General features: G+C 48.8%; 33 protein-coding genes. 7 read left to right on the top strand and 26 right to left on the bottom strand.

Going from position 1 to position 26,968, the window contains the following annotated elements; all coding sequences use genetic code 11:
- Positions 1-21: 21 nt before the first annotated feature.
- The 8 genes from V4U88_RS07095 to V4U88_RS07130 form a co-directional block, all read right to left on the bottom strand.
- Positions 22-1,413, bottom strand: coding sequence for an MATE family efflux transporter (locus V4U88_RS07095; RefSeq protein WP_334072563.1), 1,392 nt, complete (start codon positions 1,411-1,413; stop codon positions 22-24).
- Between the two features lie 498 nt (positions 1,414-1,911).
- A complete protein-coding gene (locus tag V4U88_RS07100; protein WP_334072564.1) occupies positions 1,912-2,337 on the bottom strand; it encodes an SRPBCC family protein in 426 nt (141 codons plus the stop codon).
- Between the two features lie 72 nt (positions 2,338-2,409).
- Positions 2,410-2,799 (bottom strand): nuclear transport factor 2 family protein, encoded by a 390-nt coding sequence (locus tag V4U88_RS07105; protein ID WP_334072565.1) that lies wholly within the window; start codon positions 2,797-2,799, stop codon positions 2,410-2,412.
- Complete coding sequence (locus tag V4U88_RS07110; RefSeq protein ID WP_334072566.1) at positions 2,783-3,370, bottom strand: RNA polymerase subunit sigma-70; 588 nt, start codon at positions 3,368-3,370, stop codon at positions 2,783-2,785. The genes V4U88_RS07105 and V4U88_RS07110 overlap by 17 nt, the downstream gene beginning before the upstream one ends.
- 354 nt (positions 3,371-3,724) lie before the next feature.
- A complete protein-coding gene (locus V4U88_RS07115; protein ID WP_334072567.1) occupies positions 3,725-4,252 on the bottom strand; it encodes a hypothetical protein in 528 nt (175 codons plus the stop codon).
- 132 nt (positions 4,253-4,384) lie between these two features.
- Positions 4,385-5,158: a hypothetical protein gene (locus V4U88_RS07120; protein ID WP_334072568.1), complete on the bottom strand. Its 774-nt coding sequence runs from the start codon at positions 5,156-5,158 to the stop codon at positions 4,385-4,387.
- 97 nt (positions 5,159-5,255) lie between these two features.
- Positions 5,256-5,723, bottom strand: coding sequence for a phage tail protein (locus V4U88_RS07125; protein WP_334072569.1), 468 nt, complete (start codon positions 5,721-5,723; stop codon positions 5,256-5,258).
- A gap of 26 nt (positions 5,724-5,749) precedes the next feature.
- Positions 5,750-6,247, bottom strand: coding sequence for a GyrI-like domain-containing protein (locus V4U88_RS07130; protein WP_334072570.1), 498 nt, complete (start codon positions 6,245-6,247; stop codon positions 5,750-5,752).
- A gap of 102 nt (positions 6,248-6,349) precedes the next feature.
- Between V4U88_RS07130 and V4U88_RS07135 the strand changes: the two genes are divergently transcribed.
- A complete protein-coding gene (locus tag V4U88_RS07135) occupies positions 6,350-7,318 on the top strand; it encodes a helix-turn-helix transcriptional regulator (protein ID WP_334072571.1) in 969 nt (322 codons plus the stop codon).
- Here the strand turns inward: V4U88_RS07135 and V4U88_RS26950 are convergent.
- From V4U88_RS26950 to V4U88_RS07150, 4 genes are all read right to left on the bottom strand, one after another.
- Positions 7,248-7,433 carry a hypothetical protein gene (locus tag V4U88_RS26950; RefSeq protein ID WP_416367215.1) on the bottom strand — a complete coding sequence of 62 codons (186 nt, stop codon included), beginning with the start codon at positions 7,431-7,433 and terminating at the stop codon, positions 7,248-7,250. The two genes, V4U88_RS07135 and V4U88_RS26950, sit on opposite strands and share 71 nt — an antisense overlap.
- A gap of 113 nt (positions 7,434-7,546) precedes the next feature.
- The gene (locus tag V4U88_RS07140; protein ID WP_334072572.1) at positions 7,547-8,038 is read right to left on the bottom strand and encodes a CBO0543 family protein; all 492 of its coding nucleotides are present in this window, start codon (positions 8,036-8,038) and stop codon (positions 7,547-7,549) included.
- A 157-nt stretch (positions 8,039-8,195) separates the two neighbouring features.
- Positions 8,196-9,200 (bottom strand): DUF3231 family protein, encoded by a 1,005-nt coding sequence (locus V4U88_RS07145; protein ID WP_334072573.1) that lies wholly within the window; start codon positions 9,198-9,200, stop codon positions 8,196-8,198.
- Between the two features lie 94 nt (positions 9,201-9,294).
- Complete coding sequence (locus tag V4U88_RS07150) at positions 9,295-10,239, bottom strand: DMT family transporter (protein ID WP_334072574.1); 945 nt, start codon at positions 10,237-10,239, stop codon at positions 9,295-9,297.
- Positions 10,240-10,319: 80 nt separating this feature from the next.
- Here V4U88_RS07150 and V4U88_RS07155 point away from each other — a divergent pair, with 80 nt between their 5' ends.
- On the top strand, positions 10,320-10,631 hold the full coding sequence (locus V4U88_RS07155; protein ID WP_334072575.1) for a hypothetical protein: 312 nt from the start codon (positions 10,320-10,322) through the stop codon (positions 10,629-10,631).
- Positions 10,632-10,714: 83 nt separating this feature from the next.
- On the opposite strand, the gene V4U88_RS07160 is transcribed toward V4U88_RS07155, so the two are convergent.
- From V4U88_RS07160 to V4U88_RS07175, 4 genes are all read right to left on the bottom strand, one after another.
- Positions 10,715-11,155, bottom strand: a complete 441-nt coding sequence (locus tag V4U88_RS07160) for an SRPBCC family protein (RefSeq protein ID WP_334072576.1) — start codon at positions 11,153-11,155, stop codon at positions 10,715-10,717.
- Between the two features lie 16 nt (positions 11,156-11,171).
- Complete coding sequence (locus V4U88_RS07165; protein ID WP_334072577.1) at positions 11,172-11,609, bottom strand: SRPBCC family protein; 438 nt, start codon at positions 11,607-11,609, stop codon at positions 11,172-11,174.
- Positions 11,606-12,112 (bottom strand): MerR family transcriptional regulator, encoded by a 507-nt coding sequence (locus tag V4U88_RS07170; protein ID WP_334072578.1) that lies wholly within the window; start codon positions 12,110-12,112, stop codon positions 11,606-11,608. Before V4U88_RS07170 ends, V4U88_RS07165 begins: the two co-directional genes overlap by 4 nt.
- Positions 12,113-12,334: 222 nt before the next feature.
- On the bottom strand, positions 12,335-12,931 hold the full coding sequence (locus V4U88_RS07175) for an NAD(P)H oxidoreductase (RefSeq protein ID WP_334072579.1): 597 nt from the start codon (positions 12,929-12,931) through the stop codon (positions 12,335-12,337).
- 217 nt (positions 12,932-13,148) lie between these two features.
- On the opposite strand from V4U88_RS07175, the gene V4U88_RS07180 reads away from it, so the two are divergent.
- Positions 13,149-13,520 (top strand): winged helix-turn-helix transcriptional regulator, encoded by a 372-nt coding sequence (locus tag V4U88_RS07180; RefSeq protein ID WP_334072580.1) that lies wholly within the window; start codon positions 13,149-13,151, stop codon positions 13,518-13,520.
- A gap of 75 nt (positions 13,521-13,595) precedes the next feature.
- On the opposite strand, the gene V4U88_RS07185 is transcribed toward V4U88_RS07180, so the two are convergent.
- Entirely contained in the window at positions 13,596-14,054 is a 459-nt protein-coding gene (locus V4U88_RS07185; RefSeq protein WP_334072581.1) for an NUDIX hydrolase, read from the bottom strand.
- A gap of 389 nt (positions 14,055-14,443) precedes the next feature.
- Positions 14,444-14,893, bottom strand: a complete 450-nt coding sequence (locus V4U88_RS07190; protein ID WP_334072582.1) for a MerR family transcriptional regulator — start codon at positions 14,891-14,893, stop codon at positions 14,444-14,446.
- A gap of 172 nt (positions 14,894-15,065) precedes the next feature.
- Here V4U88_RS07190 and V4U88_RS07195 point away from each other — a divergent pair, with 172 nt between their 5' ends.
- Complete coding sequence (locus tag V4U88_RS07195) at positions 15,066-15,917, top strand: aldo/keto reductase (RefSeq protein WP_334072583.1); 852 nt, start codon at positions 15,066-15,068, stop codon at positions 15,915-15,917.
- A gap of 57 nt (positions 15,918-15,974) precedes the next feature.
- Here the strand turns inward: V4U88_RS07195 and V4U88_RS07200 are convergent, their stop codons facing one another.
- From V4U88_RS07200 to V4U88_RS07215, 4 genes are all read right to left on the bottom strand, one after another.
- A complete protein-coding gene (locus V4U88_RS07200; RefSeq protein WP_334072584.1) occupies positions 15,975-18,272 on the bottom strand; it encodes a preprotein translocase subunit SecA in 2,298 nt (765 codons plus the stop codon).
- Positions 18,273-18,292: 20 nt separating this feature from the next.
- Positions 18,293-19,024, bottom strand: coding sequence for an ABC transporter permease (locus tag V4U88_RS07205; protein WP_334072585.1), 732 nt, complete (start codon positions 19,022-19,024; stop codon positions 18,293-18,295).
- Entirely contained in the window at positions 19,021-19,866 is an 846-nt protein-coding gene (locus V4U88_RS07210) for an ABC transporter ATP-binding protein (RefSeq protein WP_334072586.1), read from the bottom strand. The genes V4U88_RS07205 and V4U88_RS07210 overlap by 4 nt, the downstream gene beginning before the upstream one ends.
- Before the next feature lie 138 nt (positions 19,867-20,004).
- Positions 20,005-20,823: a LytTR family transcriptional regulator DNA-binding domain-containing protein gene (locus tag V4U88_RS07215; protein ID WP_334072587.1), complete on the bottom strand. Its 819-nt coding sequence runs from the start codon at positions 20,821-20,823 to the stop codon at positions 20,005-20,007.
- A gap of 509 nt (positions 20,824-21,332) precedes the next feature.
- On the opposite strand from V4U88_RS07215, the gene V4U88_RS07220 reads away from it, so the two are divergent.
- Positions 21,333-21,506 carry a hypothetical protein gene (locus V4U88_RS07220; protein WP_334072588.1) on the top strand — a complete coding sequence of 58 codons (174 nt, stop codon included), beginning with the start codon at positions 21,333-21,335 and terminating at the stop codon, positions 21,504-21,506.
- Positions 21,507-21,612: 106 nt separating this feature from the next.
- Here the strand turns inward: V4U88_RS07220 and V4U88_RS07225 are convergent, their stop codons facing one another.
- On the bottom strand, positions 21,613-22,299 hold the full coding sequence (locus tag V4U88_RS07225; RefSeq protein ID WP_334072589.1) for a TetR/AcrR family transcriptional regulator: 687 nt from the start codon (positions 22,297-22,299) through the stop codon (positions 21,613-21,615).
- A gap of 140 nt (positions 22,300-22,439) precedes the next feature.
- Here V4U88_RS07225 and V4U88_RS07230 point away from each other — a divergent pair, with 140 nt between their 5' ends.
- Entirely contained in the window at positions 22,440-23,792 is a 1,353-nt protein-coding gene (locus V4U88_RS07230; RefSeq protein WP_334072590.1) for an MATE family efflux transporter, read from the top strand.
- Between the two features lie 33 nt (positions 23,793-23,825).
- On the opposite strand, the gene V4U88_RS07235 is transcribed toward V4U88_RS07230, so the two are convergent.
- Positions 23,826-24,749, bottom strand: coding sequence for a hypothetical protein (locus V4U88_RS07235; protein ID WP_334072591.1), 924 nt, complete (start codon positions 24,747-24,749; stop codon positions 23,826-23,828).
- A gap of 241 nt (positions 24,750-24,990) precedes the next feature.
- Between V4U88_RS07235 and V4U88_RS07240 the strand changes: the two genes are divergently transcribed.
- Positions 24,991-25,392: a VOC family protein gene (locus V4U88_RS07240; protein WP_334072592.1), complete on the top strand. Its 402-nt coding sequence runs from the start codon at positions 24,991-24,993 to the stop codon at positions 25,390-25,392.
- Between the two features lie 53 nt (positions 25,393-25,445).
- Here the strand turns inward: V4U88_RS07240 and V4U88_RS07245 are convergent, their stop codons facing one another.
- Both V4U88_RS07245 and V4U88_RS07250 read right to left on the bottom strand, forming a co-directional pair.
- Positions 25,446-26,282: a DUF6544 family protein gene (locus V4U88_RS07245; RefSeq protein WP_334072593.1), complete on the bottom strand. Its 837-nt coding sequence runs from the start codon at positions 26,280-26,282 to the stop codon at positions 25,446-25,448.
- A 32-nt stretch (positions 26,283-26,314) separates the two neighbouring features.
- Complete coding sequence (locus V4U88_RS07250; RefSeq protein WP_334072594.1) at positions 26,315-26,776, bottom strand: MarR family winged helix-turn-helix transcriptional regulator; 462 nt, start codon at positions 26,774-26,776, stop codon at positions 26,315-26,317.
- Between the last annotated feature and the right edge of the window lie 192 nt (positions 26,777-26,968).

Raw genomic sequence — 26,968 nt, forward strand, 5'->3', positions numbered from 1 at the left:
TTTTGATACAACATACCCGTTTTAAGCCTGCGCCCCCACCCCGTTTTCCGCAACGGAAACCGGCTTTACGAGCGCCTTTTTCTCCCAGGCCCGGCTTCTCCAGCGAAGCAGCATCATGACCCCGCGGAGCCATTCGTCCACCGTAAAAGCGATCCATACGCCAAGCAGCCCCAACCCGGAATGAACCCCCAGCACATAAGCCAGCGGCACCGAGACACCCCACATCGAAAGCACGCCCATCAAGACGGGAAAACGCGCATCTCCGGCGGCGCGCAGCGAATTGATGATCACCATATTGAAGGTCCGGCCGGGTTCGAGTACGATGGATAGCAGAAAAATCCCCGCTCCCGCGGCAATGATTTTGGGGTCCTCCGTGAACATGCCGATCAGCTCGTGCCGGAATATCGCCGCTACCCCGACAACAGCCAACGTTAACAGGAAGCTGATCCTCACGCTGGTTATAAGCCGCCGATAGGCCGCCTTCATTTCCCCCGCGCCGACCATCTGTCCGACGATGATCTCGGTCCCCGCTCCGATCGCCAACGCAAGCGCCATGAAATAATTCGATATGTTCATGACATAAACATGCGTATTTAACGCGGTGATGCCGATCATGTTGACAAAACTGATCACCATGAGATATTGCGACTGCCAGGCCAGATGCTCGCCCGCCGCCGGCAGCCCCACGCTCATAATCTGTTTCACGTAGGGACCGTTCCAGGTTACGTAATCCTTCCGGTGGATCGGTGCGGGAATCCGGCGATACAAAAGGATAAAAAGAACGATGATGCCGAGGAAGCGGCTAACGACCGTGGAGATGGCCGCCCCCGTAACGCCCCACTCCGGAAAGCCCAGGTTGCCGAAAATGAGCAAATAGTTTCCGGTCACATGGATCAAATTGACGCCCAAAGTTACATACATCACGCTTTTGGTGTTCCCGCTCGCACGAATCACCGATGAAACCGCGTAAGACAGCGCCTCGATCCAGATAAATCCGCCGATGATCTCCAAATAGTGGCTTGCGATGCCAATTTGTTCGGGATCCAAGTTTAACAGCCGCAGGAGGGATTCCCCAAAACTGACGAGGACCAGGCTGACGAGAATTCCGAAAATCAGGTTCAACGTAATCGCCAGGGCCGAAATCCGGCTCGCTTCTTTCTCCCGCCCCGCGCCGATATACTGGGATACCGCCACACTGGTGCCGATTCCGACAAAGCCGAACATCAGAATGCAGAAGTAAATGATTTCGTTGGCTAAGCCTACGGCCCCCGTCGCCTTGTCGGAGATGCGGCTTAACATAAACACATCGACTGTGCCGAGCAACATCCGCAGTACGGAGTCGACGAAAATGGGCCAAGTCACAGCAAAAAGACTAAGTTTTTTCCACGAGGGAATACGTTCGGATAAGGTCACGTTATACAAGCTCCTACTATGTGTTTTTTCTCTTTCGACCTTCCTAGTGTAGCGCCGGCAAGCCAATACGTCTATGGGGGAAATTTCGTTTATAGAGGTTGAACTAAAGAATTGGGGTTGGGCAAGGATGTGATAAGGTTGTAGATATAAAGTCCCGCCGTCGGAGTCTGCATCATTAACGGGAAAATTTCCCGTTAATGTACCGCTCTTGGCCCCTCGATCGGATTTAGCTGGAAAAGCTCCATCTATTTCGCGGCCCTATTGCCGATATATACAATTTCAAGCGAATTAACGGGAGGTTTTCCAGCTAATTCGCCTCTGCAGCCGCATATGTACCCAATTAACGGGAAGAATTCCCTTTAATTCGAACCAAACCATTAGTTGCAGGTTAAGACTGTGAAAAGAACCCTTTACACCGCTGTCTAATATGCAAATCAATAGTTCAACCTATATAGCACAAAAAAATAAAAGCGCCCAATGGGGCGCCAGGGGTTATGCCTAGGATTCTTCCGTGTACTTTTTAAAATTATCCATAATCGCTTGCCAGCCCGCTTGCTGGAATTCCACCGGATGCGTGCTTTCCGCGTCAAACGTTTCGACGACCTTCGTTTCGTTGCCTTGGCCGCTAAAGGAGATTTCGACCCTTCTCCCATCTCCCATCGTATAAGAGATCCATTCATGCGTCCTCACTTCGTCATAGACCCCGCCAAAATCAAAACCCATGCTGCCATCCTTCGCTTCCATTCGGGTCGTAAATTTGCCGCCGGCCCGCAAATCATTCTCCGCTCTTGGCGCATGCCAATCCTCGGAAGCTTGGTTCCACTTCGTAATGTGCTGCGGCTCCGTCCAATAGCTCCATACCTTTTCAATTGGCGCTTGAATGACTGCCTGAACGGTTACTTTCGTCGGTTGATTCGTTTCCATTTTGAAAGACACCTCTCTCAATATCATCGTTTTTTGTTTATCAATAATATAGACGTCATTCGAATTCAAAATTCATCGGTGGATCTGCTCCGGCAGCCCAAAACGTAAAAATAATTTGGTGTTAATGAAATTTTGGACGTGGAGGATCTGATTATCCTTGATTTCAAGCACATGAATTCCCCAAGGGATGAGGACCCCGGCGTCTTCCGGATTCGGCATATATTGCGCAAAGGCGGGATATCCGCCATTTACCGTAATCGGCACAAAGCGGGAGCCCTCACAATGCGGCCGGGTCAACGAAAAAAACTCGAACAGATCGTTTCTGCCACGCACCCACATGGCAAAAGGCGGCATCGACATACAGCCTTCCTCATGAAATAACGCGACCAGCGCATCGATATCAAATTGTTCAAAGGCCTCCACATACCGTGACAGCAGCTCATGATCAGGCTCGGCGTCCATCCGCGCTGAGCTCGTCGGAACGCAGCCGGGTCCGGTTCAAGGTTTCCCTGGCTCTCTGCAAAGCGCTGTTCACGGCGGCCGGCGACATCCCCAACGTATCGGCGATCTGTTTGGAGGACCAGTCGAAGACATCCTTTAGAATAAGAACGGCACGTTGACGAGGCGGTAGAGTTTGCAAGAGTGCGATGAAAGCGAGCTGCAGCGTATCTTTGCGAATAAGCACATCTTCGGGATTCTCCCCAAAATCGGGAGCAAGCCAGATCCAGGAGGAATCGGGCAACGTTTCGCGGGGTTCGACGATGGAGACCGCCGGATCGGACAGATCGACGGGCAGAGTACGGCGCTTGGCTTGTCTTAGTTTGTCCAGACACAGGTTGGAGGCGATTCGATAGACCCATGTTTTGTACGATGATTCCTGCCTAAAGGAGCCCCAGCTTTGCCAAACCCGGATATAAGTTTCCTGAACCGCATCGTCAGCGTCATCGATGGATCCCAGCATTCGGTAGCAAAACGAGGTTAGCCCCGGCTTTAAATTCTCCAATAACTGCAGATCCACTGCCGTCTCGCTCATAGTAGCCTCCTTTTGACGGGGAAAATTGATTTGTGCGTTTTGTCATAGTTTACCACAGGAGCGTCCGGTGAGCATCCTTCTAATGGCGATGGCTCATCATGAATATTTTTTGCATAAGTCCCGGTCGGAAAATCCTACTGTTCTGAAAAGCCGAGTCCTTGTAATGGCCTTGGTCGGTAAAGCTCTGGTTCGCAGAGGCCCGGGTAGAAGAGGCCTTACGGCAAAGCTATAATAAGACAGGAGCTGGCCCAACTGGGTCAGCTCCTGTCTGTTAGTTTGAGGCTTAGGCAACAAAAAGCAAAACAACTAGCTCTATGATCTCCGTTACCGACAACTACGACCGGAGGTTTACGACTATTCGTTATCCGGCGTGGCCGGACCCATCAAGCCTTGAACGGCGCCGAGAAACGGGCGAATGGACTTGATCATGCCGTAGCCCATCTTCACGAGCGGAACAAATCTCCGAATCATGCCGAACAGCCGCAGGCCGCCGCCGAGCATACCGCCAAGCCCTCCTGTGCCCGCAGCGGTGCCGCCAGGCCCGCCCAAGCCGCCGAACAGCGAGCCCATTATCGGGAGGAATGCCGACACCTTGGCGTCCGGCTTGCGGGAACGCGAATGGCCGGACGGTTTGCGCGCGCCGCTTCTCCGTTTGCCGGGACGGACGCCCGGGGGATGTGCACCCGCTCTGTTTTTGAGGGATCGGGAGCTTTGCTTCCCGGAAGAAGCGCGTGGGAGGGCTCCAGCGCTGGCAAGTTCCAACCCGCCGGGATTCACGTCGGTGATGAAGCCGACGTAAGTCTCTCCGCTGTTCAGGGTGACACATACCGGACAGCCCTGCAGCTTCTTCGCCCGCGCACGTATCTCTTTCGATTGTGCCATGAAGTTCACCTCGATCACTGAGTTGTACTTCAGTTTACGCCAGGGGCGGGCTGACTGCTTGTGCGAATGGGTCATGTGTACGCCGAAAATCGCTTGATGGGCTCGCCGTTTATGATCTCCGGAACTTTTGCATCAGCAAAGAAGATGGGCCAATCGTCTAATTTCCATGCTCATTCTGGCGTTAACGGGATACACTTCTTCCAGGTAACGAAGAATGTGCAGCGCCGATTCCGGGGTTCGTTCGTATCCCAGAATCATATCGCCCACCCGTTCTGCAAAAGAAGGGTATCTCTTTTCCATCCGCCGCTCCTCACCGAATACATCCGGGAAATACGCCTCCTCCTTCTCTAACAGATGCAGAGCGGACAGGATGTTATCCACGGCATAGCTCTGGACGAACCGCGCTGCGGAGAGTTTCTCTCCCCGGGCATATCGGCATAGTCCCACGTACAAGTTGGTTAAAGCCTCATTCAGCGGAAAATCAAGCCCCTCTCTTCGTTGCGTCTCTGTTCTCCTTCCGCCCTTAGCGATCTCCGGATTCGTGCAAGCCGGATCCATCCAAACAATTCTTCCCTCCGAGTATGCGATATGCTCCATCTCGTTCTCCTCGAACACGGCATACTCGCCATATATTCCGTCTTCGAACAAGATCTTGTATCCGTCCGCCGTATTCCGAAAAGTATATGCCAACGGATACACCTCCTCCAGCCAATCGAACCTCTCAATATACCCTTGTTTATACCCCGGCTTCACTACTACGAAAAAGTCCAAATCCGAATAAGCATCGATTCGATCCGTTTCCACCCCAACCGATCCGACTCCCAATAGCAACAGCGCTTCACCTCTTCGCGCCAGTGAACCTCCGATTTCATCAAGTCTTCTAAGAAGCCCTTCTTTCGTCGCCATCCCAACTCTCCTCCATTTCAGACCATAAAAAAAGGCCCAACCCCAACTGCAGCGAGGTTGAACCTTTCGGTTACATAGCCTTTAAATTATTTTTACTTTAATATTCTCCTTTTATTACGAAAAACGAGCCCCGAATCGTTCCGGCCAGTTTGGATTTCTGGCGGGCAAACTTGAACTTCTTCTCTTCCAACTCCCGGGGAACCTCCATCCCCTCGGAGAGTTTAAAACCAACCGCCCGTTTCTTCGGGTCATCTACGGTATACAAGACATTGACCCCCAAGCCATCCTCATAAAAGACGAAGGCCCATTGGATATTCTCCACTTGAAAACGCGACGTTTCCAGAGGCTTGGCCGCAAACTCGATACCGCGTTCCTCTTTCAAAATCCGGTTCACATAATCAAGGGTCTCCTGGCTTTCGCCGGCGGGTTCCACCGCAAATTCATGCTTGTATTTATTCATGAAGTAGCGGGCTTCATTCGCGCGCAAACCGGCCAGCGCTTCCGCTACGGGTGAAGACTCCAAACCGATCGTGGACACATTTTTAAAATCAACAATATAGGACATCTCCACCACGGCTCCTTTTTATCCGATTATTTCCTAACGACGGGAATCCACATTTCGCCAAACACCTGGCCGTCCCGCTGCCCCATGATCACCGTTGCATTCGGCCCGCCTACATACGCGACATGGCTGACTTCAGGCAAGACTTGGCCGAAGGCAATCCCGGCAAGCTGATTACTCAATACATCGGCCGTCGCCCCTTCTCCTTTAACCACCAGGTATTCCCCTTTAGGGAATTGAATAACCCGGGAACCCTCCGCTGCTGATGCCGACCCCGGCGCCGATGACTCGGTCAAAACTCCGGCATAATACATCATCTTGTTGTTCACCGCTTCGTTTACGGCAAATACATAGTCGTTGGCGGCCATAGATTTTAAAGTGTCCAGCCTTCCGTCATGATTGACCGCCTGCCAAAAGTCCGATTTTTCCTTGTTAATGCCGGCATAGTCCGTGTAATCGCTCTTCAGCTCGGTGCCCAGACCGTAAACGATAAAGCCCTCTTTTTCTTCCAATTGATAGTTTGCCATGTTCATAACCTTCCTTCTTTTTTATTTAATTTGTGTTCTTCACTTGATAGACTTATGATAATCTTTAATCATGTCAAAAAATGATACCATTTAGGAGTCGCGATGAAAAAAGTTGAACGGATTAATACGATCATGCGGTATATCAATAATCGTTCCCAATTTACCATTTCCGAAATCATGCGCGAATTTCAGATCTCCCGTTCAACAGCCATTCGGGATATCCGGGAAATCGAGGCCTTGGGGATGCCGCTTGTCGCCGAGGTCGGAAGGGATGGGGGATATTTTGTCATGCACAACACGCTCCTCCCTGGCGTTCGTTTTACCGATAATGAGGTCAAAGCCCTTTTTATCGCCTTTATGGCCACAAGAAATGCGCAGCTTCCCTATCTGAAGAGCCGTCAATCTCTAGCCGAGAAATTACTGGGCCTCATTTCGACCAACCAGCAGGACGACCTTGTTCTTTTGAATCAAATCCTGCTGTTTGAAGGAACCAACCCGCATAATCCCGACCTGCTTGAGCTTTCGGACCTCCCCCACCCTATGTTGGAAAAGCTCATCCAAAACCTGCTTACGGACAGCTATTTGCGGATTACGATCGAAGAAGCGAAGGAGATCAAATCTTACCCCATCTATCTCCTGCACCTTTTTCATCAAAAGGGCCTTTGGCTGATGGAGGGATTTGACTTGCTGGAAGAAAGGAAACGGCTGTTTCCCGTCGACGGGCTCACCGATGTCACACCCTTCTCGCCGAAAAAAAGGTTAAGCCGGAAAAAGATTCTGGAAATCCTGAGCAAGCAGGAAGAAGAAATCAACCTTGTCCTGGATCTGGGCCCAAAAGCCATCGCCCAGTACAAGAAATACCATCCTTTAAAGGCTTCCGTCTCCTATACGAACCCTTATCAAACCACGGCCATTCTGAAGACTTTTATCCCTGTGGATAAGCCCGAAGAATTGACCGAAATCACCAATTGGCTTCTTTTCCTGGGCGGGGATATCCAGGTCAGGGAAGCGCCGAAGGAGCTCCTGGACAGGTTGGAAGAACGTGCATCGTATTGGTACAAATCACGATGAAATCAGCCCCGCCGGATTCCAACTTTTCCGCCGCATCCATCATGATTTTCGTGGCCTCATCCCATTTCCCCTGATACTGAAGACTTTTGATCTCATCAAAATCCACGGAATACATGAGGCTCTTGGCGGAATGATGTCCTCCCAGCTTCTCATTGACCCGTTGGTTAACATAGAACACGTACCTCCAAGGGGCTTTTAACTCTATCCTCCATTAATTACGGTTCAACTTCAACCCTTTGTCCCACCGGTTTGTTTTTTCATAAACCAAAGATAAAAAATACGGGACAAGAAAAAGGTAATTAAAAGGGAGGCCCACGTCCAGTACCAACTCCAAGCGATGTAGCGAATGAGGTTGGTGTACTTTTCCAACAATACCTCCAAAATGGTCATCCAGCTCGGAAAAAACAAAAACCAGAGTGTTTTATGGATGTTGGTTTTGTTTTCCGGAAATTTCATGTTAAACACGACGCAGAGAGCGGGAAAGATAAAATACTCGAACGAAAAACTACTTCGCGATGCATAGGGAAACATACGTACCGGATATTCAATTAGTTTGTACTGTACAACTAGTAGGCCTAAAAACCAGGTAAGTATTTGCTTAAAAGAAAATATGACAAACGCTTCTCGAATTTTATTACGCGGTGTCGTAGCTAGCAACAGCAGAATGGTTAAACTCCATACTACAATTAATATGATTATTTCCATTGTCATAAGACGCATAACCTCGGTTACATAGGATATGTACAGTATTTCCCTTAAGCAAGAATTTAAGCTCTTCTGCCCTAAAGCTTAAATCAAAATCGTACCCGTACCACACACAACAATCTGTGACGGCAAGCAGGGCCATCCTTGGCGGCGGGATGGCCCTGGCAAGCTGTTAATGTCCGGCGTGCAATTCATCCCGGTCTATAGCCTCTGGAGGCTGCTCCAACCAACCCTGGTCAATCATAAGATTGGCGCCATCCTCCACATACAACGATACATCCAATTGGCATTTTGCATATAAAGTACCTATATCTTTTCTGCCATTCAGTGATGCGCCATTGGCGTATTCCCGAATCTTCATGGAGAACATGTCGATTTTATGGTAAACCATGAGTTTATCCGAGAACGGAGGCTCCGTGGAGGGTCTGACCAAATGATCAATACTCGGAGGGAGCGGCAAACCGTCTTTAGACAATTTATCCGACATCAGATCAATATGTTTATGATTTATCATCTTCCCGCGTTCCAAATATTGTCTGACCTTTTCACTTCTCGCCACCTGGCTAAAGCCAATAATGATCGCTTTACTCGTAATATCGTTGTTCAAGTTTGCGTAAAAATGGGCAATTTCCAATCCTTGCAGCGGTCTCACCTTTCCAAAAAAAGCATTTAAAAAACTCTGCTTGGTAATAAAGTCCACGCCTTGGGGCGGAGGGATGACGGGTGAATTCATTAATATATTTCTGGAGAGTAAGGCCTCCATGACATTGATCATTAATTTACTGGTATCCTGAAGGGCCTTGACGAAGAATTCCCGGATATCTTTCCTTGTCACCAAGGGGATAGCCACGCTATAAATACTCACCCCGGCCTTACCCAAATACTTCAGGTAATGAAGATAGAAATCATCTTCATACAGTCGGGGTGCCTCCAAGTTTACATCTTCGTCCGTAAACCCGACCGGGATCGGAAAATCGGCTTGTTTAAAAATAGCCTCAATGGTTTGTATATACTCTTCACATAACCCCAGGGCATATTGTAAATTTTCTTTAATCTCTTTATCGTCCACATGTTGAAGAAAATAACTAAGCACGCATTTCCCCATCGTATTCCCCACATATGTTGCCCAGAGTTTCCCCATCTCCGCTGCGGTTAAATGCGATTGATCGGTTTTCACAAGCACTCATTCCTTTGCGATCTATTGAGAACCCGTGTTTAGGATATCCCTTGAACCGTTTGAAAATACACGGTTTCTGCGGCATACCAGACTGCTATTGCCGTTTGATCGATTTCGCTGGAAAGCTCGGCGAGAATGAAGTCCCCAGCAGATTGGTGCCAATGACACCGACAATAATAAGCGCAGAACCGACGATATGATACATTCTGATTTCCTCCCCAAGCAAAAGCGCTCCGGCAGCGATCGACACGATCGTCGACAGGTTGGAGAATACGCTCATTTTGGAGGCTTCGATTCGGGACAAGGCATAGTTGGAACTAAGCGCCGTAACCAGTGTGGACAAGACGCCAAGATAGAGAATGGCCGCAACAAACGCACCGCTGGCCAGCGGAGAGAACAATTGATCGAGTGTACCTGCGGCGGTGTGCCCGGCAAGCGACACGGCCAGGAAAGAAACAAAAGCAATGCCCAGCATGACATACGTGATCTCCGCAGGACTGAACGATTTGAGCAGCCTTCTCGCGAGCACATTATAGCCCGCAATGGCCAGGCAGGACAGGAACAAGAGAACTATTCCCGTCATGTTGGACCAATCGATGCCGCCGCCTTTCATGATAAAGATGAACAGGACTCCGCTCACCGACAGACAGATGGATAGCTTTTGCAGGAGCGTGGTCGTTTCTTTCAGGAACAAGAACGCCAGCAGCAGCGTTAAAACCGGCGTAAAAGCGAACAGAATGCCGCCTTCGCTGGACGTGGTATATTTTAGACCGTAAGATTGAAGCGCGAAAAACGCCAATGGATACAAAATAGCCAAGAGCACCGCCTTGCCGAGCTTTTTTCCGCGGTAGTTCAAACGGACTCGGCCCAACAGGACGGGAATGGACATCGCGGCAAAGGACGCGGCAAACCGGAAGGTCAGTGTATCCATAGGGTCGGCGAATTCGAGCGCAATCTTCGTAAATAAAAAGGAAAACCCTATAATCATCGCATTCATAATGGCGCATAGATAAGCAAGTTTTAATCGGGATGAATTCATCGAAGTAAGTGCCTCCTTAAACCCCATAGTGTTGTCATATTCGCGGACGTGGGGCTGAATACTTGAAATGGTAAAGCGAAATGGGGACACCCACAACCACAAGTTTCCGGAATTGTATCGATACAGTTCTGAATTCGGGGTCGACTCCGGCGTTTATATCCAATTTAAAGCTGCCGCAAACCGTTAATTTGGATCCGCTGATAAAACGCCTGTCGGCGAGGCAAGTGAAAGCGGTGACCGAAAAGTCGTTCTATTTGACAAACTGGCTTGAGCGGGAAAAGTTTTTGCGAATCAGCATTCCGCGGGTCAGGCCGGAGAGAATCGAAGAGGGCGTGAGGGGGATTATGGAGGAGGTGAGGAGAGAAAACAAAAAGCCGCCGTCCGATTCCTGACAGGGATTGTGAACGGCGACATATAGAGTCTTCAAATTAAGTAGCGCTCTTTTCGAAGGAGATACAGATCTCACTTGGCAAAGCTAGTCGGCCAATTCCGCCAGCACCTTGCCAAGCCGGTCCAGCTGCTGTTCATTAGCTTCTAGGCAGATGGGCTTAGCTTGTTCAAACTCCTCTTTTATCTTGAAAAGTTGACGAAAGGTGACTCTGGTGCGGCCATCGAAGTCCTCGAAGGTAGCCGTTACCCGAAATTCGTGAACGTTTAGATGATCAATCACGACCCGCTCCGGCGGCACGAACTCAACAAAGACATTATGGTTAGGATAATCCACGCCATCCGGTCCGTGCATGGTGAACTTCCACGTCCCTCCCGGCCTCATATCGCACTCGTGAAACGTATTCTTGAAGCCTTGCGGTCCCCACCACTTTGCTAATAAATCTGGGGTTGTCCATGCCCGGAACACAAGTTCCCGCGGGACATCATACTCGCGCGAAGCAATAAGTTCATTTTCAGCTATCGTCATGTTCCAGCCTCCCCTTCTACCCTTCTACTACCTTGCCCAGTGTATCCAACATGATGTTTGTACCGTGTTCCCGTATTTCTGGCGTATCATGTCCGTCAAAGAATGCGCCTTGCTCTGTGAAAATCAGCTTCGTACCGCCCTCCACCTTGATCAACTCGACCGTTGTGATCGAGACGGAGATGCGTACGCCGTCCGAATCCAGCGTGTACGTATAGACAATACGCTGCTCCGGAACAAGTTCCTGGTAGCTGGCGTCGAAGGTAAAAACCGGCCCTTCCGGCGGCCCGCCGCTGCTGTACTCGCGCCCGCCAACCTGGAACTCGAAGATCTCCGGCTTCGAAAACCACTTGGCTTTAGCCATCGGGTCGGCCCATGCTTGATACACCCGCTCCGGCGGAGCGGCATAAATCCGTTCTACGACGAAGGTTCCATGCTTGACAAATCGTTCTTTCATTGATTTTCCTCCTTACGTTTCGAAATTCCATTCTCTTCGGTAAGAAAATCTCCCAACAGGTCCAAATGTCGCTCCCAACTCGTTTGCCGCTCAATGACCGGTTTCTCAAATCTCATCTTCATCGCCTGCAAAAGGCTCGTGAAATCTTCAACCGTTAATTCCGCCTGGCCCTGCATAAGCTTGGATACGTATCTTAGCTGCTCCAATAGTTTCTGCTGCAGTTTAATCTGTTCTTTGATTTGGTCTATCTGCAGTTCCACGATCTCAAGCGGACTGATCTGCCCGCCATTTAAGGCCGATTTAATCTCCTCGAGAGATAATCCCAGCTCCTTAAGCGATAATATCTGGTGCAAACGCGACAAGTCCGATTCATTGTACAGCCTGTGGCCGGATTCCGTTTGTCCCGACGGAGAGAACAACCCGATTTGATCATAAAACCGCAAAGTTCGAACGGTAAGCCCCGTTAACCTGGCGAGCTCCCCCACCTTCCAATGTTTCTTCATGAACCATCTCCACTCTTTGGCGCTAGCTATGTACCGGTAGCTCTATTGTAAAACATGACGTTACGTAAGGTTCAAGTAAAATCGTGACATTTTTACAGACCGATCTTCCAATACCGATTCAGGAGGTGGAATCCAGCTTACTTAAATGCACGGAAGGCCACCGAAAAATCGGCGGCCTGATTCCCAGTGATTCAACTATCGCTTATTTCCGGATTTGTATCACTAATTTTCCCCGGATATGCTTTGTTTCAAGGCATAATTCAACCCTAAATGATAAGCTTGATGAAACAGCATCTCATAATGCTTCGAATCGGAATCCAAAGTCTCGTACAAAAATTCAACCTTGGAATTGGAAACACCGCAATAATCCGCAATTCCCACATTGAGCAGGTGAGTAATCATTTCATCATAATTACGCTTTTTCATCTGCTCTTTGGAAACGCCCGCCAGACCGATCCACAAGACTTGTTGGTGATGAAGCTGGTTTGAACCGTACGCAAACCCGTTGTTCCATACACGGTCAATATAACCTTTTAGCATGGCCGGCAAGTGCCACCACCAAACCGGAAAAATAAATGCCAGAGCATCATGCTCCTTCATTCGCCGTATTTCCCTTTCCACCTCAGGGGAAAAGGTCTGTTCCGCCGCTGACCAATCCGGTTCATCTATTTCTTTTAAAACCGGGTCAAAGCCAATCCCGTGCAAGTCCAATATCTCATATTCATGACCGGCCTCGGCAAGACCTTGCACGAAACGATCGGCAACCTTAAAGGTGAGGGAATCTTTTCTCGGGTGCGACACAACGCATAATACTTTCATACTTGTATCTTCACTACCTTTCTTGAGCAGTTAACTTATAGCCATCATCCCTGGCTGATGCTATTATAAACAGGACTCGAATAACCTGGAAGTACGCACTTTCACGTGCTATAGGATGATACGGGTGCCATAGGAACATGGAAGTGCCCTACTCTAGATAACTGCCCAAGAAGTTATGTTCTTGGCAAAAACACATCCTTTTAACGGAGGAGTAAAGATGACTGAACCGAGGGACAATAGCATTCGAAAAAAGTATAGAGTTGGGGTGGAGGCGGCATTAGAAGTCATGGGGGGAAAATGGAAGCCTCTGATCATCTATCATTTGATGACCGGCCCGAAACGGACTTCGGAGCTCCGCCGGTTAATCCCCGATATTACGCAAAAAATGCTGACCACTCAACTAAGGGGCCTGGAAAAGGATGAGATTGTAGCACGAGAGGTATATAAAGAAATCCCGCCTAAAGTGGAGTATAAGCTAACCCCCTACGGCTGGGGATTAAAGCCCGCGCTAGACCATTTATGCTATTGGGGAGAGGATCACCTGGATAAGGTTTATGGCGACAAATCCAAGGTTTTGGAGGAGTTTTAAGTTTCATAACGAGAAAAGACCATCATCACATCATGTTTGATGGTCCTTTTTTGCTCAATAAAGCTCCCCGTTAACTCATTTATTAAGTTGCTCATTATACATACTTATGGAGTGAACCTTATCTTTTAATAAGTTATCGATGATTTGCTTTAATACACCCGGTTCCCGTAAGTCTTCATTTTCCATTTTGGCAAGCTCATGTACTTGCACCCATTTGCTGTCGGAAATTTCATCCTCTTCGAGATTTAAAACCCCTCCGGTCATCTCACCTATAAAATGAAATAAAATAACTTGATTGTTCGTACGGCTCCTAAAATTATATACACCCGTAGTACCCGTCAGGTTTACTTCCAGCCCCGTCTCTTCTCTAACTTCCCTACGAGCTGTATGGAGAATGTCCTCACCATATTCCATACGCCCACTTGGAAAGTTCCACTTATCCCTAGCATTAGGCTTATTCTCTTTTATAATCAAGACTTGATCATGATTAAAGATGGTTACACTTGCTACTAAAACAATTGCCTCTTGCGACATCCAATTCTCCTCCATAGTGCATGTTTGCACTAGTTTTTTTAAGGCTCGTTCCACCGGTTCTCCCAAGGGGCTGTCCTTGCGGCGCATTTTGTAGAGCCAAGTACGTCACCCGATGCAACTCGCCTAGAGCGCCAGCCGCCCAGCGCGCTTCCAACACGGCCAACTCCAAAAAGATGCAAATCTGCAGGCATTTAAGCCGATTCCCGAGGGGATGCGAAAAAGATGCAAATCTGCAGGCATTTCTAGCCATTTTAGAGAAACGAGCCGGTTTCGCCGAAAATTCCTGCAGAATCTCAGGAATTTTCAAATTTTGGCCCCGAACGAGAAAAAAACATGCAGATTTGCAGGAATTCTACGTCATCCAGGTTGTCTGATGGGGCCTCCACCCCTCATGCCTTACGGGCAGAGGGCGAGTAAAACACATCCCCATGCATATGTTGAATTCTATCCCAGTTGGCCGGATTGGTCGTGTCTGGCGAACGGTGCTCCAAAATGGCTTGATACAGGGCGGTTTTTTCCTCCAAATGGGCGATGTGCCGTTTGGCTTCTTCGAGCTTCATGAGCGCCGCCTCTTTATGCTCCATCATGAGTTTATAGCGTTGCGGAATGGTCGAATCCCCTTCCAGACATAAATCGATGTACATTTTAATGACTTCGATCGGCATCCCGGATTGCTTAAGGCATTTGACGCCAAACAGCCAGTTGATCGATTCTTCGTCGAACATCCGAATATTATGCTCATTGCGCTGTATGCTCGGCACCAGGCCTTTATCCGTGTAAAAGCGCACAGCGTGCTCAGTGAGTCCCGTGATCTGTGCGGCTTCTTTGACCGTATACATGTAAAATCCCCCTTGGAAAAAAATAATAAAAGGCGCTTGACTTCGTGTAACACGAAGGTCCTAAGCTTATTGTAACGCAAATCGGCGATAAGCGGAGCTGCCGCTCTATAAGGCCAATCCCCGGGATTCGCAGCCGTTTGCCGTTATACATTTGAACTAAGGAGGAGTTGCCATGCAAACCGTAACACTGAACAACGGAGTGAACATGCCGATCATCGGCTTCGGAGTTTACCAGGTCCCTGATGCAGAAGAATGCGAGAACGCAGTATATGAAGCACTGATGGCCGGTTACCGCCTGATCGACACCGCCGCCGGTTATCTGAACGAGGAAGCGGTCGGGCGCGCGATCAGACGCAGCGGCATACCGCGTGAGGAGCTGTTCATCACGACCAAACTTTGGGTTCAGGATGCCGACTACGAGAGTGCCAAGCTGGCTTTTGCCAAATCCCTGAAGAAGCTGCAGCTGGATTATCTCGATCTGTACCTGATTCACCAGCCGTTCGGCGATTACTACGGCGCTTGGCGCGCGATGGAAGAGCTGTATCGCGAAGGAAAAATCAAGGCGATCGGGGTCAGCAACTTCCATCCCGACCGTCTGATGGACCTTATCGTGCATAACGAAATCGTTCCCGCGGTTAACCAGATCGAAACGCACCCGTTCTACCACCAGCTCGAGAGCGCCGCTTTTATGAAACAGCAGGGTGTGCAGCACCAGTCATGGGCGCCGTTTGCTGAAGGACGGGGCAACCTGTTCGGCAACAAAGTCCTGGTCTCGATCGCGGAAAAATACAACAAATCCGTCGCCCAAGTCGTGTTGCGGTGGCTTGTTCAGCGTGGAGTCGTTGTTATTCCAAAATCGGTGCGCAAAGAGCGGATCGTCGAAAACTTCGACATTTTCGATTTTGAGCTGAGCGCGGAAGATATTGAACAAATCTCCACCCTGGATACGGGAAAAAGTCTGTTTTTATCGTATCACGATCCGGAAGTCGCCAAGATGATGGGCAACTGGAAAGTCGATCTGTAAGCCTTGATCCAACCGTTAACGAAAAGGACAGGAGCCGGCACCCCTGTTCTTTTTAATCTAAAATTTCTCCCACCCGAATACCGGCCTCAACATCTTGCGCATCCAATAAGCGAGTACCGTCCCTGCGCCCCATGAACCGGGATTCTGCAAGTACTCCATGTATTGATCGTTGATGATATAAGTCCGAGTGGAAGTAGGGTTCTTCAGCCCGAACTTTTCCCACAACGCCGGATCATTGGAACCCCCGAGCTTTACGAGCATATTCGCCGTCTCTCTATTTATGTTAGCCGGAATTTGCTCGAAGGCTTGGATGATTTGCGCATGGAATTCGTCGATCGGATGGCGGTTAACCAGGCTCGTCAAATGGATGCTTTCGCGAATGTAAGAAACGTATGCCAGATGGTCAGCCCAGAACTTGTCGATAAAATAAAGCCGCACCCGCTGCTCCGAAGGGCTCACCTTCGTCTTGCCTTTCAAAATGCCGAGCCGCTCCTCGTATAGAATACGCCGCTGTTCCTCCACCATATCCGAATAACGGTTCAGTTCCAGGCGGATCTGGAAGTTCTGGCCCATAATCACGCGCTGAATGTGGGTGATTTTGCCGCGGAGCACCGACTCTTCGAGAGCATCATCCTGCCTGAGACCGCGATAGGCGGGCGGAATCGCTTTATCGATGCCGAACCGCAGCATCAACTCGTCTTCTAAGCTTACGAAAAATACGGAAGCTCCCGGGTCCCCTTGGCGGCCGGAACGACCGCGCAGTTGGTCGTCGATCCGCATGCTTTCGTGCACATGCGTACCAATCACGTACAACCCGCCCAGCCCTGCGACTACTTCCGCTTGCGCGGGGTTGCCACCGCCGAGCCGGATGTCGACGCCGCGTCCCGCCATATTCGTAGACACCGTCACGGCGCCGATTTCTCCCGCTTTGGCGATGATCTCCGCTTCTTCCGCGTCGTTTTTCGCATTCAGAACATGGCATGGGACGCCGAGAGCCGCAAGCGCCTCCGCCAGCCTGTCGGACTCCTCGACGCTTGACGTACCGATGAGAATCGGCCGTCCCGTCCGATGAACGGACGAGATTTCCTGGAGAAGCGCCTTAAATTTGGCTTCTTTATGGGTATAAATCCGGTGCGGATAGTCGATCCGTCGGTTGGGCCGGTTCGGCGGAATTGGCACGACCTGGAGCGCATAAATCGTTTCGAATTCCATGGCGGAAACTTGCGCGGTCGCCGTCATTCCGCAAATCTTCGGATATAGGCTAAGGAAGTGTTGCAGGGTGATCGTCCCGAGAATGTTCCCTCCGGCTTTCACGGGCAGCCCTTCTTTGGCCGCTAGCGCGGCTTGCAGCCCCTCCGGTAAATGCCGATTCTCCGCCACGCGGCCGGTATATTCGTCGATCAGTTCGATTTTACCGTCACGGACGATGTAATCGACGTCTTTTTTCAATAACGCTTCCGCATGCAGCGCGCAATTTAACGACGATAACAACTCACTATGACGGCTTTCGTACAAATTGCCGCATCCCAGCAGTTCCTCCGCTTTCGCGGCGCCCGCCTCATTCAAATAAACATTCCGCTGGAACTCGTCGAAGTCGAAATGCTCCCCCTGCTTAAGCTGCCTGGCCACTTCCGCGAAACGAGTGCCGTTGTTGCTCTCGGAAGAGCCCGGCTCGCCGGCGATGACGAGCGGCACCCGCGCTTCGTCGATAAGCAGCGAATCCGCTTCGTCGACGATGACGTAGTGGAAAGGACGATGCACGGTGTCGGCTTCGACCAATGCGATCGAGTCGCGCAAATAATCGAACCCCGCCTCTTTGGCCGTCACATAGGTGATATCCGCGGCGTACGCTTCCCTTTTCTCGGACAGGCTCATGCCAGCTTGAACCGACCTTACCGTTAACCCGAGAAAATGATAGATCGGGCCCATCCACTCCGCATCCCGATCAGCCAAGTAATCGTTAAACGTCAGCACATGAACGCCTTCGCCGGTCAGCGCATTGAGATAAGCGGGCAGCACCGCGGAGAGCGTTTTTCCTTCGCCGGTATGTTGCTCAATTAAATATCCCTCATGAAGAGCGACGGCAGCCATGATCTGGACATCGTAAGGCTGCAATCCGAGCGTTCTCTTCGCCGCCTCGCAGACTAGCGCATACGCATCGACAAGCAGCTCGTCCAAAGGCGTACCCGATGCTGCCTCCTTTTTTAGCCGGAGAGACTCCGTTTGCAGCCGCTGATCGTCCCAAGCTTCCAAATTCCGTTTTCGGATGAACTCCGCTTGGTCCCGATAACCTTTCAGCCTAAGCTTGTTATCGCAGTCTTTCAATTCTCGCATCCACTTGACGGCTAAATTCATCGGAATGGGATCCCTCCTTCCTACTCATCCTTTAACCGCCGTTGATACAAAACAACGGACACCATCGTTAATACAACCGTCCATACCAAAATAATAAGAAGGGGTTTCAACACATCTCCCGCCGTAAAACCGGCATTGCTTATATGTAGCAAATGCACAAGCTGACTGCTCGGTACGTAATCCAGCACTCCGAAGATCGGATAATCATCCGCCAGAAACACTCCCCAAGGCGCCCCGGTAAATACGAATGCCACGGGAATTATGGATAACGATGCATCCAGCAGCGTCCTGGAGAATAAGCCGCAGATCGTTCCGGCCGCGATGTATAGAATGATCGAAAGAATAACGGCCGCCGCAAAAGCCCATACATTGGCCGGCTTATATCCGAATATATACGTAGAAACGGCCAGAACGACAGCAGACATGACAAAGACCAGGCTGCTTTTACCGACTAAAACGTCCAGGGTCGTGGCCGGAGTCATCATTAATGATCTTAACGTGTTACGCTCCTTTTCTTCCGCAATCAAGCAGGCTTGTGCGAAACATGTCAGCAACACAAACGAAAGATTAAGCACGGTAGCGAAAGTTCCGGCCACGGAGGCTAAGGGCAAAGACGAATCTACACCTCGAATAAGAAGTGCGAGAATAATAGGGAGAATCAACATAATGGAGACCGCATAATTGCGCGAAAACTCTTTATAATCCTTCACAAATATCGCGCGCACCCGTTTTAATGAGATACCCGTACTCATAGCAACTCACTTCCTGTCATTTTAATGAAGACATCGCCCAGACTTGGCTCTTTCGTTGCCAATCGATCAATGAGCCCTCGTTTCATCCAATCGGCGATTTGCTCGGCCGTTCCCTCATCGATGGGAAGCTCGTAGGCTTCCCCAGTGGTTAATTCAACACAAATTGCGTTGTCCCGATGCTGTTTTTTAAGTTCCTTGGGTGAGCCGATGGCTTGAATTTGCCCTTGATACAAAATCGCTACACGGTTACATAGCAATTCTGCCTCAGCCATATCATGCGTAGTTAAAAAAATCGTTGTCCCTTTCTCATTTAAATAGCGTAAACCTTTATAAATATGTGCCGAGTTTACGGGATCCAAAGCCGAAGTAGGCTCATCCAGGAATAATAATTCCGGCTCATGGATCACCGCGCAGGCCAACATGACACGCTGGCGCATCCCTTTCGATAAGCGATGGACTTTCTTCTTCCGCTCTCCGCTTAAGTTCACAAACTGCAGCACCTTATCGATCGAAGTTTTAGGAAGATCATATAATTTACGATACAGCTCCAGATTTTCCTCAACCGTTAATCTCTCATATAGACCGCTGTTATCCGTCAAAATGCCAAATCGCATCTTCTGTGCGGACTGCCGCATCCTCTCCGCCGGCTCGTTAAATACGCCGGCCTGTCCGCTTGTCGGATTTAACTGCGCCGTTAGAATCTTGATTAGCGTCGTTTTTCCCGAACCGCTCGGACCCAGGAACCCGAAAATTTCCCCTTTCGGAATGGAAAAGGACACGTCCGACAACGCATCCTTGCTTCCAAATCTCTTTCGAATATGTTCCACTTGGATCACATCCATGAACACCACTTCCTTAGCGTTGATGCCTTAAGCATATAAATAATGCATGCTTCCAGCCATCAAAACCCGCCGAAATGTAGCTATTGCCGCCTGAACGGTACCCTGGAATGCCTAATGGGTTCAATATTGCCCCGGAAATTAAAGATGAAGAAGCGCCTTTAATTCCTGCAACTTTGAACGGGATAACGGAACCATGGCATCTTTACCCGTATTTAATCGCAAGCTGTAGCTGTTCTTCGTCCATGTAATGATCTCCCTTATCTTTTGCAGATTCACGATGTAGGATCGATGGCACCTAAAAAAGCCGAAATTCATCAATCTCTGCTCGAGCTCGGTTAGCGTCAAAGCACAGACATAATTTTCTCCACCCACATGAACGAGGATCGAACCCTCTACACTTTCTATGTAATCGACTTCAGGCGGATCAAATAAAATCACCTTGTCATTTTTTTTCGTAGAAATCTTCTGCAGCGTGATATTGGCCTGATCTTGTTCCGGCACTTCCTGCTTGTCCTCTTCCGAGTCCCGAATATCGAGTGGATGAAATCCGGATTCGTTCAATCGATAAATGGCATCACAGGAAATCAGGGCATCCTCTAAATTCGAAGTTAAAATTAGAATCCGCTTCTCTTTCGAAAGGTCATCCAAAATCCGTTTAAAATGACGGCGATCCTCTTCCTCCAAGTAAAAATAAGGCTCCTCCAGGACAAGCGTAGGCTGATGCGCAAAAAAGACACGCAGCAAGGTCACGTACATCCTTTTCGACGAGCTTAAATTCTTGATTTTTACCCTCCGTTCTTCTTTTAAAGCAAAATAATCCATTAACTGAGCAGCACGGTCCTTCCTCTCCGTCACCTTGACTAGAAAAGTGATCAGCTCTTCCACCGTTAAACGCATATACTCGTTCTGCCCAGTTCGAAATATGTAATATTGGGAACGATCCGCTAATTGTTTCATCAACAGCTGCTTTCGCTTCAAGTCCGTTATAATGCCGATTGATTGGTTCGATGTCATATCTAGTTCCATCTTCGGTAGAAATAATTCCCCATCATGATAGATTGGTTGAAATTGCATGCCGTCCTCCCGGTCCGTGCCGATATACGATATATATAACAATTATAATGTTGGGGTGCTTTTTTGAAAAATATAACGGCAAATTTAAAGGCTCCCATACGGGAGCCCTGACTCTTCTCTTCACATCACGTAAATCGTCCATCAGCTCCCACGATCCGAAACGGTTGATAACTCCTGGCCATGGAAGATCGCACAGCCTTAGAAGCACGCGAACGAGCTAATCCGCCTCAAATCGATACCGAAGTACCCCCAGAAGAAACCGAACCATCTGAATCCTGCAACAGAATTACGCCCGACGAATACCGGGAAGAACCAGAATTGCTCCCCGTTGTTTAGCCAAATGTATGTGTTGCGGTATAGGCAGCGTCTGATCCCTCCGGGGTCAACGGCAAATGTGGTACTCTGCATTTGCGGTACGAATTGCGGTGGAGGAGTTGTCGGCGCTTGAACCCCTCCCGGTGCACCCCCCGGAGATCCACCTGGAATCCCCGGTCCGCCCGGGAATCCTCCGCCAGGTCCTGGTGCTGGAAAAAAACCCATATATGATCACTCCTTTCAATGAGTAGGCATGATCATCATATGCATTCGCGGAAAGGGCGCTTGGGTGAACGCCCATAAAAAAACATCAAGCGCCAAAACAGTGATTCCTTTTCTTTACCTATCGAATTGATTCTACTTCTCCTGCTCCTTCATCACCTGCTCAATCCCGAGCAGAATCACCTTCAAGCCGAACTCAAACGCCTTGTCGGTTCCCATCAGTTCGTACAGCCCGCTCGTGAACATTCTCCGGAACAGCCCCGCATCCGTCTCGCTCATGGAATCCAGAAGGCGAATCATTTGCTCACCCGGAAGCGCCTCCGCTCCATGCTCTTTAAGAATTGCAGAGACATTTCGCTGGTGCTCATAATCGTCCAGAACGAAGTTGTAGACATAATTCATAAGCGTGAGAACCACCTGCACTTTCTGCTCTTGCTCGAGCGGCGTCGATTCCACGCAGAGCAGCATACGGTTGTTCAACCGGATGATGTCCGCTTCGTGGGGCAGCGTCGACATCATGAGCTGCGTGGAGCAAGGATACCGGCCGAGCACGCTTCGAACCGTTACCGCAAGCCCCTTCAGTTGCTCCTTCCAGTCCCCCTCGGCACGGTACTCCTCCAGAATCTTTTTCGATACCTGGTTGGCCAGACGTTGGTAGAGATTTTGTTTGCTCTTGAAGTGCCAGTACAGCGAGGGAGCCTGAATCCCCAGCCGTCCGGCCAATCGTCTCATGCTGAACTTCTCGATGCCATCCTCTCCAAGAAGCTCCCACGAAGCTTCCAAAATCTTATCCTCCGAAATCTGAGGCTGTTGTTTTTTCATCGATACCCGCCCTTTTACCTAACAGTGTAAGTTTATGCTTTACAGGTTTATAAAGTTTATGATATCATCTAACACTGTAAGGCTCAACCTAACACTGTTAGATTAGCAATTAAAATTATATTACGAAAGTGGTGATCCACATGGATGCAGAAAACCTCCATTACTTTGAAAAGGCCCCCGTCGCAAAAGCTGTAGCTCACTTCGCTGTACCGATGATGCTAGGCACGTCAATGAGTGTCATTTATTCCATTTTGAACGCCTATTTCCTTGGTACACTTCACAATACCGCCATGCTAACCGCACTCGCGCTAACCCTGCCGTTATTCGCGATCATTATGGCGCTAGGCAACTTGGTTGGTATCGGCGGCGGTACATTCATTTCCCGTTTGCTGGGAGAGAAAAAATATGATGATGTAAAGCACGTGTCTTCATTCGCTTTTTACAGCAGCTTAGGTCTCGGTCTGATCGTCATTGCCGTCGGCCTCCCATTGATCGATCCTATCGTTCATGGCCTGGGGGCCACACCTGACTCCTTCGGATTTACGAAGGAATATGTCACGATTATGCTTATGGGTTCGCCATTCGTCGTATTATTCTTCACGCTGGAGAATATCGTGCGCTCGGAGGGTGCGGCCATCACGTCGATGATCGGTATGATGCTCAGTGTTGTCGTCAATATTATTCTCGATGCGATAGTCATCTTTGTCTTCCATTGGGGCGTGATCGGAGTTGCGTCCGCTACGGTCATTTCCAACTTGGTTGCGAGTGCCTTCTACGCCTTCCATATGGGAACTAAGAGCCAATTCTTAACTGTCTCCGTGAAATGGTTCAAGGCCACCAAGGACATTCTGGGCAATGTATTCAAAATCGGAGTTCCCGTCTTTATTATGAGTATCTTTTTGGGGGCGATGTCGCTCATCTTTAACCATTTTCTTATTGAATATGGGGATCCGGCCGTAGCGGCTTACGGAATTTCATCACGTTTGTTGCAATTTCCCGAGTTTATTCTGATGGGGTTATGCGAGGGAGTCGTGCCGCTCATCGCCTTCTCATTTACAGCAAATAAATTACGCATGAAGCATACCATTGGATTTACGATCAAAGTGATTGTAGCATTAGCAGTTGTGTTCGGCGTCATCGTCTATCTGATTTCCGATCACTTGATTGGTTTATTTACGCATGACCCGCAATTAATCGAAATGGGCAGCTACATTCTGCATGTAACATTCTTATCCTTGTTCATTACAGGAATGACCACGTTGTTCACGGGGATTTTCCAAGCCACAGCGCAGGGAACCGCCGCGTTTACGATGTCGGTTATTCAAGGAGTTACTCTGATTCCCGTATTGTTTATCGCCAATCATATGAACGGCTTCCACGGGGTAGTCTGGTCACTCGTCATTGCGGATGCCGTCGCGTTCCTGGTTGGTGTCATCATGCTATATGTTCTGCGAAACAAATTGCAGCCGGATTTGGAGAGTTTAGTTCAGTAAGAAACCTATAACACGCAAAAGGGCAGGATCCGGTCACTCCCCGATCCAGCCCTTTTTTAGGTATTTGTATCGCGCGATAACTCGATCTAATTGTCCGGACAGATAAGGCGAAACATCGCCAATTCGTGCTAATGCTTCTAACAAGGGAAAGGTATCCCCGCCCCATGGACCTTGTGGATCATAAACTTGTCTGCCGATTCGCACGCTGCCAACTCCTATGAAGGGTTTCAATCGTTCCAATCCCTCAATAAGCAACCCAGCCGGTAGCGCTTTGTTCCTGCGTCGGGACCATTCTGCCAAGAAAGACATCCCTCGCAATATATCATATTCAAAGAATCTCGGGAAACAGGGTTTCAGCCAGTCCTGATTGATAATGCTCCCGTCTTGTTTAGAACATACAAGACGATGTTCTATTAAGTAGCGTGCACCTTCATCTAGAAATACGGTTTCCTGTTCAGTAAAATCGCGGTTGGTATGCCATAAGATAGCTTCGAGCGGAGGAAGGGTAGAAATAATGGAGCTCTTATGGGAATGAACGTAAGCATCAGGATCACAGTTCAGTCCGCCATCAGGTAACTGATATTTTAATAGCCATTCGCGAATCCAGGGGAGTTCATTGTCCAAATCACAGCCATAAGCCTTGAGGATCATATAGTACACGGCAAGTTCACAATGGCAGCAATCCATCTTCATTTTATCGCTTTCGCTCGTTGGATGGTCATTGGGAGATATGATGAAGGTCTGCCAGACTTGCGTTTCTAGCAAATATTTAGCTCGGACAATAGCAGATTCGGGGATTTTTTTCACTTCTCCCATTTCATAAAGTGCCGCCATATGCCACCATGCCCCGTTCCATTTGTGGCGGCTGTACTCGCCGCTGACCTCCAAATTCGGGGAAGAATCCAAGAACCTGATCGATTCTTCAATTGCCAGAACAATAGTTTGATTTGCCCCCATCTTGCCCCCTCCTTTTAACTGCTGACTTCACGCTTAATTATAAAGCACGCTCCTTCCGTTTTCCAAAACCTTACAAGATTATAATCGTGATCTAGCGGCATCCTCCCTTTCATTAGTTGCGGCCCTAATGCATGACATGCTGTGGAGGCAAACCCAGTTGCGGCTTTGTAAGATTCGCTTCTGCTGCCAGAAGTAGAGTATAGTAGGGGTAGTTAAAAATATATTCCAGGAGGCTGCTGCCATGTCACAGGAGATTTGGATTAACCTGCCGGTCAAAGATGTTGAGAAGTCAACTGCCTTTTTCAATGAGATTGGGTTCCATGCGGAGAGCGTGGGTAACGAGAGAGCCAAGCTTGCCATAGGCCAAACAACGATTCTTCTGTTCCCGGAGGCGGCCTTTGAGAAATTTACAGGTTCAAAAACCGCGGATACTTCCCAAAGCGCGGAAGTCATATTTTCCATTGGCGCTGAAAGCAGGGAAGAAGTAGATGCCTTTATTCAAAAAGTAGAGTTTGCCGGAGGAAGCATCTTTGGCAAGCCGAGTGAAATGGACGGCTGGATGTACGGCGCAGGATTTGCCGACCTGGACGGCCACCGCTGGAACCTGCTGTACATGGATCAGAGCAAGATGCCGAAACGCTAATATGGAAACGCCGGATCACCTGCTTAAGGTCACCGGCGTTTTTTTTACATATATCACATTAATCTATCGATTCGAAAATCACGACCATCAAAGTAAATCATGTCGCCTTCTGGAACATGCCAAATCGCCTGTAAACGAGAGGGTTGCTTACGGCCATCCTTAGTTTGGTAGTCACTAAACAATGCCGTCCACTTCACTTGCTGCCGTTCGCCATTCATTGAAGTATAGGTCCGATCATCCGTTGAAAATGAGAGTAATTCCCCGGTTTCGCTGAAAGTAAATAAACCGCTAGCTTCTATGCCTTCATAGGTTATGATTGCTTTAGCGTGCGTTTTATCCACCTCTTTCCAGGTCATGTAGTCTTGCAATGCAGCATCAGGAATCAATAACGATTCGGATAAAAAGGTCACCAAGCAAGCCTGATCCATCTCCCCTCCCGTTTCGTTGAACAAGGTAATCCCTTTGGCCAGAACACCTTTCATGCCTCCTGCACCATCCAGAAGAGAGTCATACCCTTGAAATGGAATGCCGTACATCCGTGTATCGATGAATGCGACTCGATCGGGTTCCTGCACAAAATTAACCTGCGAGTAATCCATTTTGATCATTGGCTTTTCCCGCGATAGCCTAAAATCCACATCTTTAAAACTGATTTTCATGTGTGAACTCTTCGGTTTGCCTATATAACCACAGGTCTCTAAATATCGCTTTACAGGAGTGGGTAAATCTTCGACTTCTTTATATGCTAGAACCCCCGTCACTTGGCTGGAACGCTCTATACACTCCTTGATATCTCGATTAAATTTTGCCTTTAGAGGCGAATACGGAATAACAAAATAAACGACGACGGCAACAACTATGAAAGCTAGTAAAAACAATCCGGTCAACATGGGTTTTCGACTCCTTTCCTGACCTCAGATCCTTAACTCTCCCTTACTCGGGAATTCTCTTCTATTCGTCCCAGATTGTCGGCCAACTGTTGAATGCCGTAAAATAAACCGTTTGTTATCTTCTCATCAAAATGATGAAATAAATCTTGCATAAACTCATTTTCAAGATCTTCTCGTCCCTTAAGATAAGCGTGACACTGGGAGGTCAACTGAACCCGCACCACTCTCGCATCCTTTTCATCTCTCTTAAGGGTGACAAACCCCTGCTTCTCCAGAATCATGGCAAGTTTCTTTATGTTTTGTCTGGAACAACCGAAGATAACCGCAACTTCACCTAGTGTGGGAGATGGATTTCCATTCTTTAAAATGATGGCGATTAGGAGCCATTGCTTTAAGGTGATGTTTTTATCTAATTTATCCCCTACGATTTGCATCCGATTCGCTAGTGTCAGCAAAGTAGCAAAAATGAATGCTTGCTTCTCCTCTTGATTCATCGCGCTAAACCTCCTTGCAAATAAGTAACTAGTTACGTTTCTTATTTTACTTAACCGGTTACCTATTCTTCAGTGATGTATGTTATATAACAAATCACCATTATAGATGCACAGCAGGGAAGAACAACCCGGTCGATAAGGCCGGGTTGATTTTTCTCGGGCATCCTGATTAATTCTTAACGTCTCCGTAAA

The sequence above is a fragment of the Paenibacillus sp. A14 genome (genome assembly GCF_036864815.1).
GTDB classification, from domain to species: Bacteria; Bacillota; Bacilli; order Paenibacillales; family Paenibacillaceae; genus Fontibacillus; species Fontibacillus sanfengchensis.

Bases quoted from the DNA above. Each gene is read 5' to 3' on its own strand.
- V4U88_RS07100 (WP_334072564.1), bottom strand. From the start codon at position 2,337: ATGGAAACGAATCAACCGACGAAAGTAACCGTTCAGGCAGTCATTCAA.
- V4U88_RS07105 (WP_334072565.1), bottom strand. From the start codon at position 2,799: ATGGACGCCGAGCCTGATCATGAGCTGCTGTCACGGTATGTGGAGGCC.
- V4U88_RS07110 (WP_334072566.1), bottom strand. From the start codon at position 3,370: ATGAGCGAGACGGCAGTGGATCTGCAGTTATTGGAGAATTTAAAGCCG.
- V4U88_RS07115 (WP_334072567.1), bottom strand. From the start codon at position 4,252: ATGGCACAATCGAAAGAGATACGTGCGCGGGCGAAGAAGCTGCAGGGC.
- V4U88_RS07120 (WP_334072568.1), bottom strand. From the start codon at position 5,158: ATGGCGACGAAAGAAGGGCTTCTTAGAAGACTTGATGAAATCGGAGGT.
- V4U88_RS07125 (WP_334072569.1), bottom strand. From the start codon at position 5,723: ATGTCCTATATTGTTGATTTTAAAAATGTGTCCACGATCGGTTTGGAG.
- V4U88_RS07130 (WP_334072570.1), bottom strand. From the start codon at position 6,247: ATGGCAAACTATCAATTGGAAGAAAAAGAGGGCTTTATCGTTTACGGT.
- V4U88_RS07135 (WP_334072571.1), top strand. From the start codon at position 6,350: ATGAAAAAAGTTGAACGGATTAATACGATCATGCGGTATATCAATAAT.
- V4U88_RS26950 (WP_416367215.1), bottom strand. From the start codon at position 7,433: ATGTATTCCGTGGATTTTGATGAGATCAAAAGTCTTCAGTATCAGGGG.
- V4U88_RS07140 (WP_334072572.1), bottom strand. From the start codon at position 8,038: ATGCGTCTTATGACAATGGAAATAATCATATTAATTGTAGTATGGAGT.
- V4U88_RS07150 (WP_334072574.1), bottom strand. From the start codon at position 10,239: ATGAATTCATCCCGATTAAAACTTGCTTATCTATGCGCCATTATGAAT.
- V4U88_RS07155 (WP_334072575.1), top strand. From the start codon at position 10,320: ATGGGGACACCCACAACCACAAGTTTCCGGAATTGTATCGATACAGTT.
- V4U88_RS07160 (WP_334072576.1), bottom strand. From the start codon at position 11,155: ATGACGATAGCTGAAAATGAACTTATTGCTTCGCGCGAGTATGATGTC.
- V4U88_RS07165 (WP_334072577.1), bottom strand. From the start codon at position 11,609: ATGAAAGAACGATTTGTCAAGCATGGAACCTTCGTCGTAGAACGGATT.
- V4U88_RS07170 (WP_334072578.1), bottom strand. From the start codon at position 12,112: ATGAAGAAACATTGGAAGGTGGGGGAGCTCGCCAGGTTAACGGGGCTT.
- V4U88_RS07175 (WP_334072579.1), bottom strand. From the start codon at position 12,931: ATGAAAGTATTATGCGTTGTGTCGCACCCGAGAAAAGATTCCCTCACC.
- V4U88_RS07180 (WP_334072580.1), top strand. From the start codon at position 13,149: ATGACTGAACCGAGGGACAATAGCATTCGAAAAAAGTATAGAGTTGGG.
- V4U88_RS07185 (WP_334072581.1), bottom strand. From the start codon at position 14,054: ATGTCGCAAGAGGCAATTGTTTTAGTAGCAAGTGTAACCATCTTTAAT.
- V4U88_RS07190 (WP_334072582.1), bottom strand. From the start codon at position 14,893: ATGTATACGGTCAAAGAAGCCGCACAGATCACGGGACTCACTGAGCAC.
- V4U88_RS07195 (WP_334072583.1), top strand. From the start codon at position 15,066: ATGCAAACCGTAACACTGAACAACGGAGTGAACATGCCGATCATCGGC.
- V4U88_RS07200 (WP_334072584.1), bottom strand. From the start codon at position 18,272: ATGAATTTAGCCGTCAAGTGGATGCGAGAATTGAAAGACTGCGATAAC.
- V4U88_RS07205 (WP_334072585.1), bottom strand. From the start codon at position 19,024: ATGAGTACGGGTATCTCATTAAAACGGGTGCGCGCGATATTTGTGAAG.
- V4U88_RS07210 (WP_334072586.1), bottom strand. From the start codon at position 19,866: ATGGATGTGATCCAAGTGGAACATATTCGAAAGAGATTTGGAAGCAAG.
- V4U88_RS07215 (WP_334072587.1), bottom strand. From the start codon at position 20,823: ATGAAACAATTAGCGGATCGTTCCCAATATTACATATTTCGAACTGGG.
- V4U88_RS07220 (WP_334072588.1), top strand. From the start codon at position 21,333: ATGTGGTACTCTGCATTTGCGGTACGAATTGCGGTGGAGGAGTTGTCG.
- V4U88_RS07225 (WP_334072589.1), bottom strand. From the start codon at position 22,299: ATGAAAAAACAACAGCCTCAGATTTCGGAGGATAAGATTTTGGAAGCT.
- V4U88_RS07230 (WP_334072590.1), top strand. From the start codon at position 22,440: ATGGATGCAGAAAACCTCCATTACTTTGAAAAGGCCCCCGTCGCAAAA.
- V4U88_RS07235 (WP_334072591.1), bottom strand. From the start codon at position 24,749: ATGGGGGCAAATCAAACTATTGTTCTGGCAATTGAAGAATCGATCAGG.
- V4U88_RS07240 (WP_334072592.1), top strand. From the start codon at position 24,991: ATGTCACAGGAGATTTGGATTAACCTGCCGGTCAAAGATGTTGAGAAG.
- V4U88_RS07245 (WP_334072593.1), bottom strand. From the start codon at position 26,282: ATGTTGACCGGATTGTTTTTACTAGCTTTCATAGTTGTTGCCGTCGTC.
- V4U88_RS07250 (WP_334072594.1), bottom strand. From the start codon at position 26,776: ATGAATCAAGAGGAGAAGCAAGCATTCATTTTTGCTACTTTGCTGACA.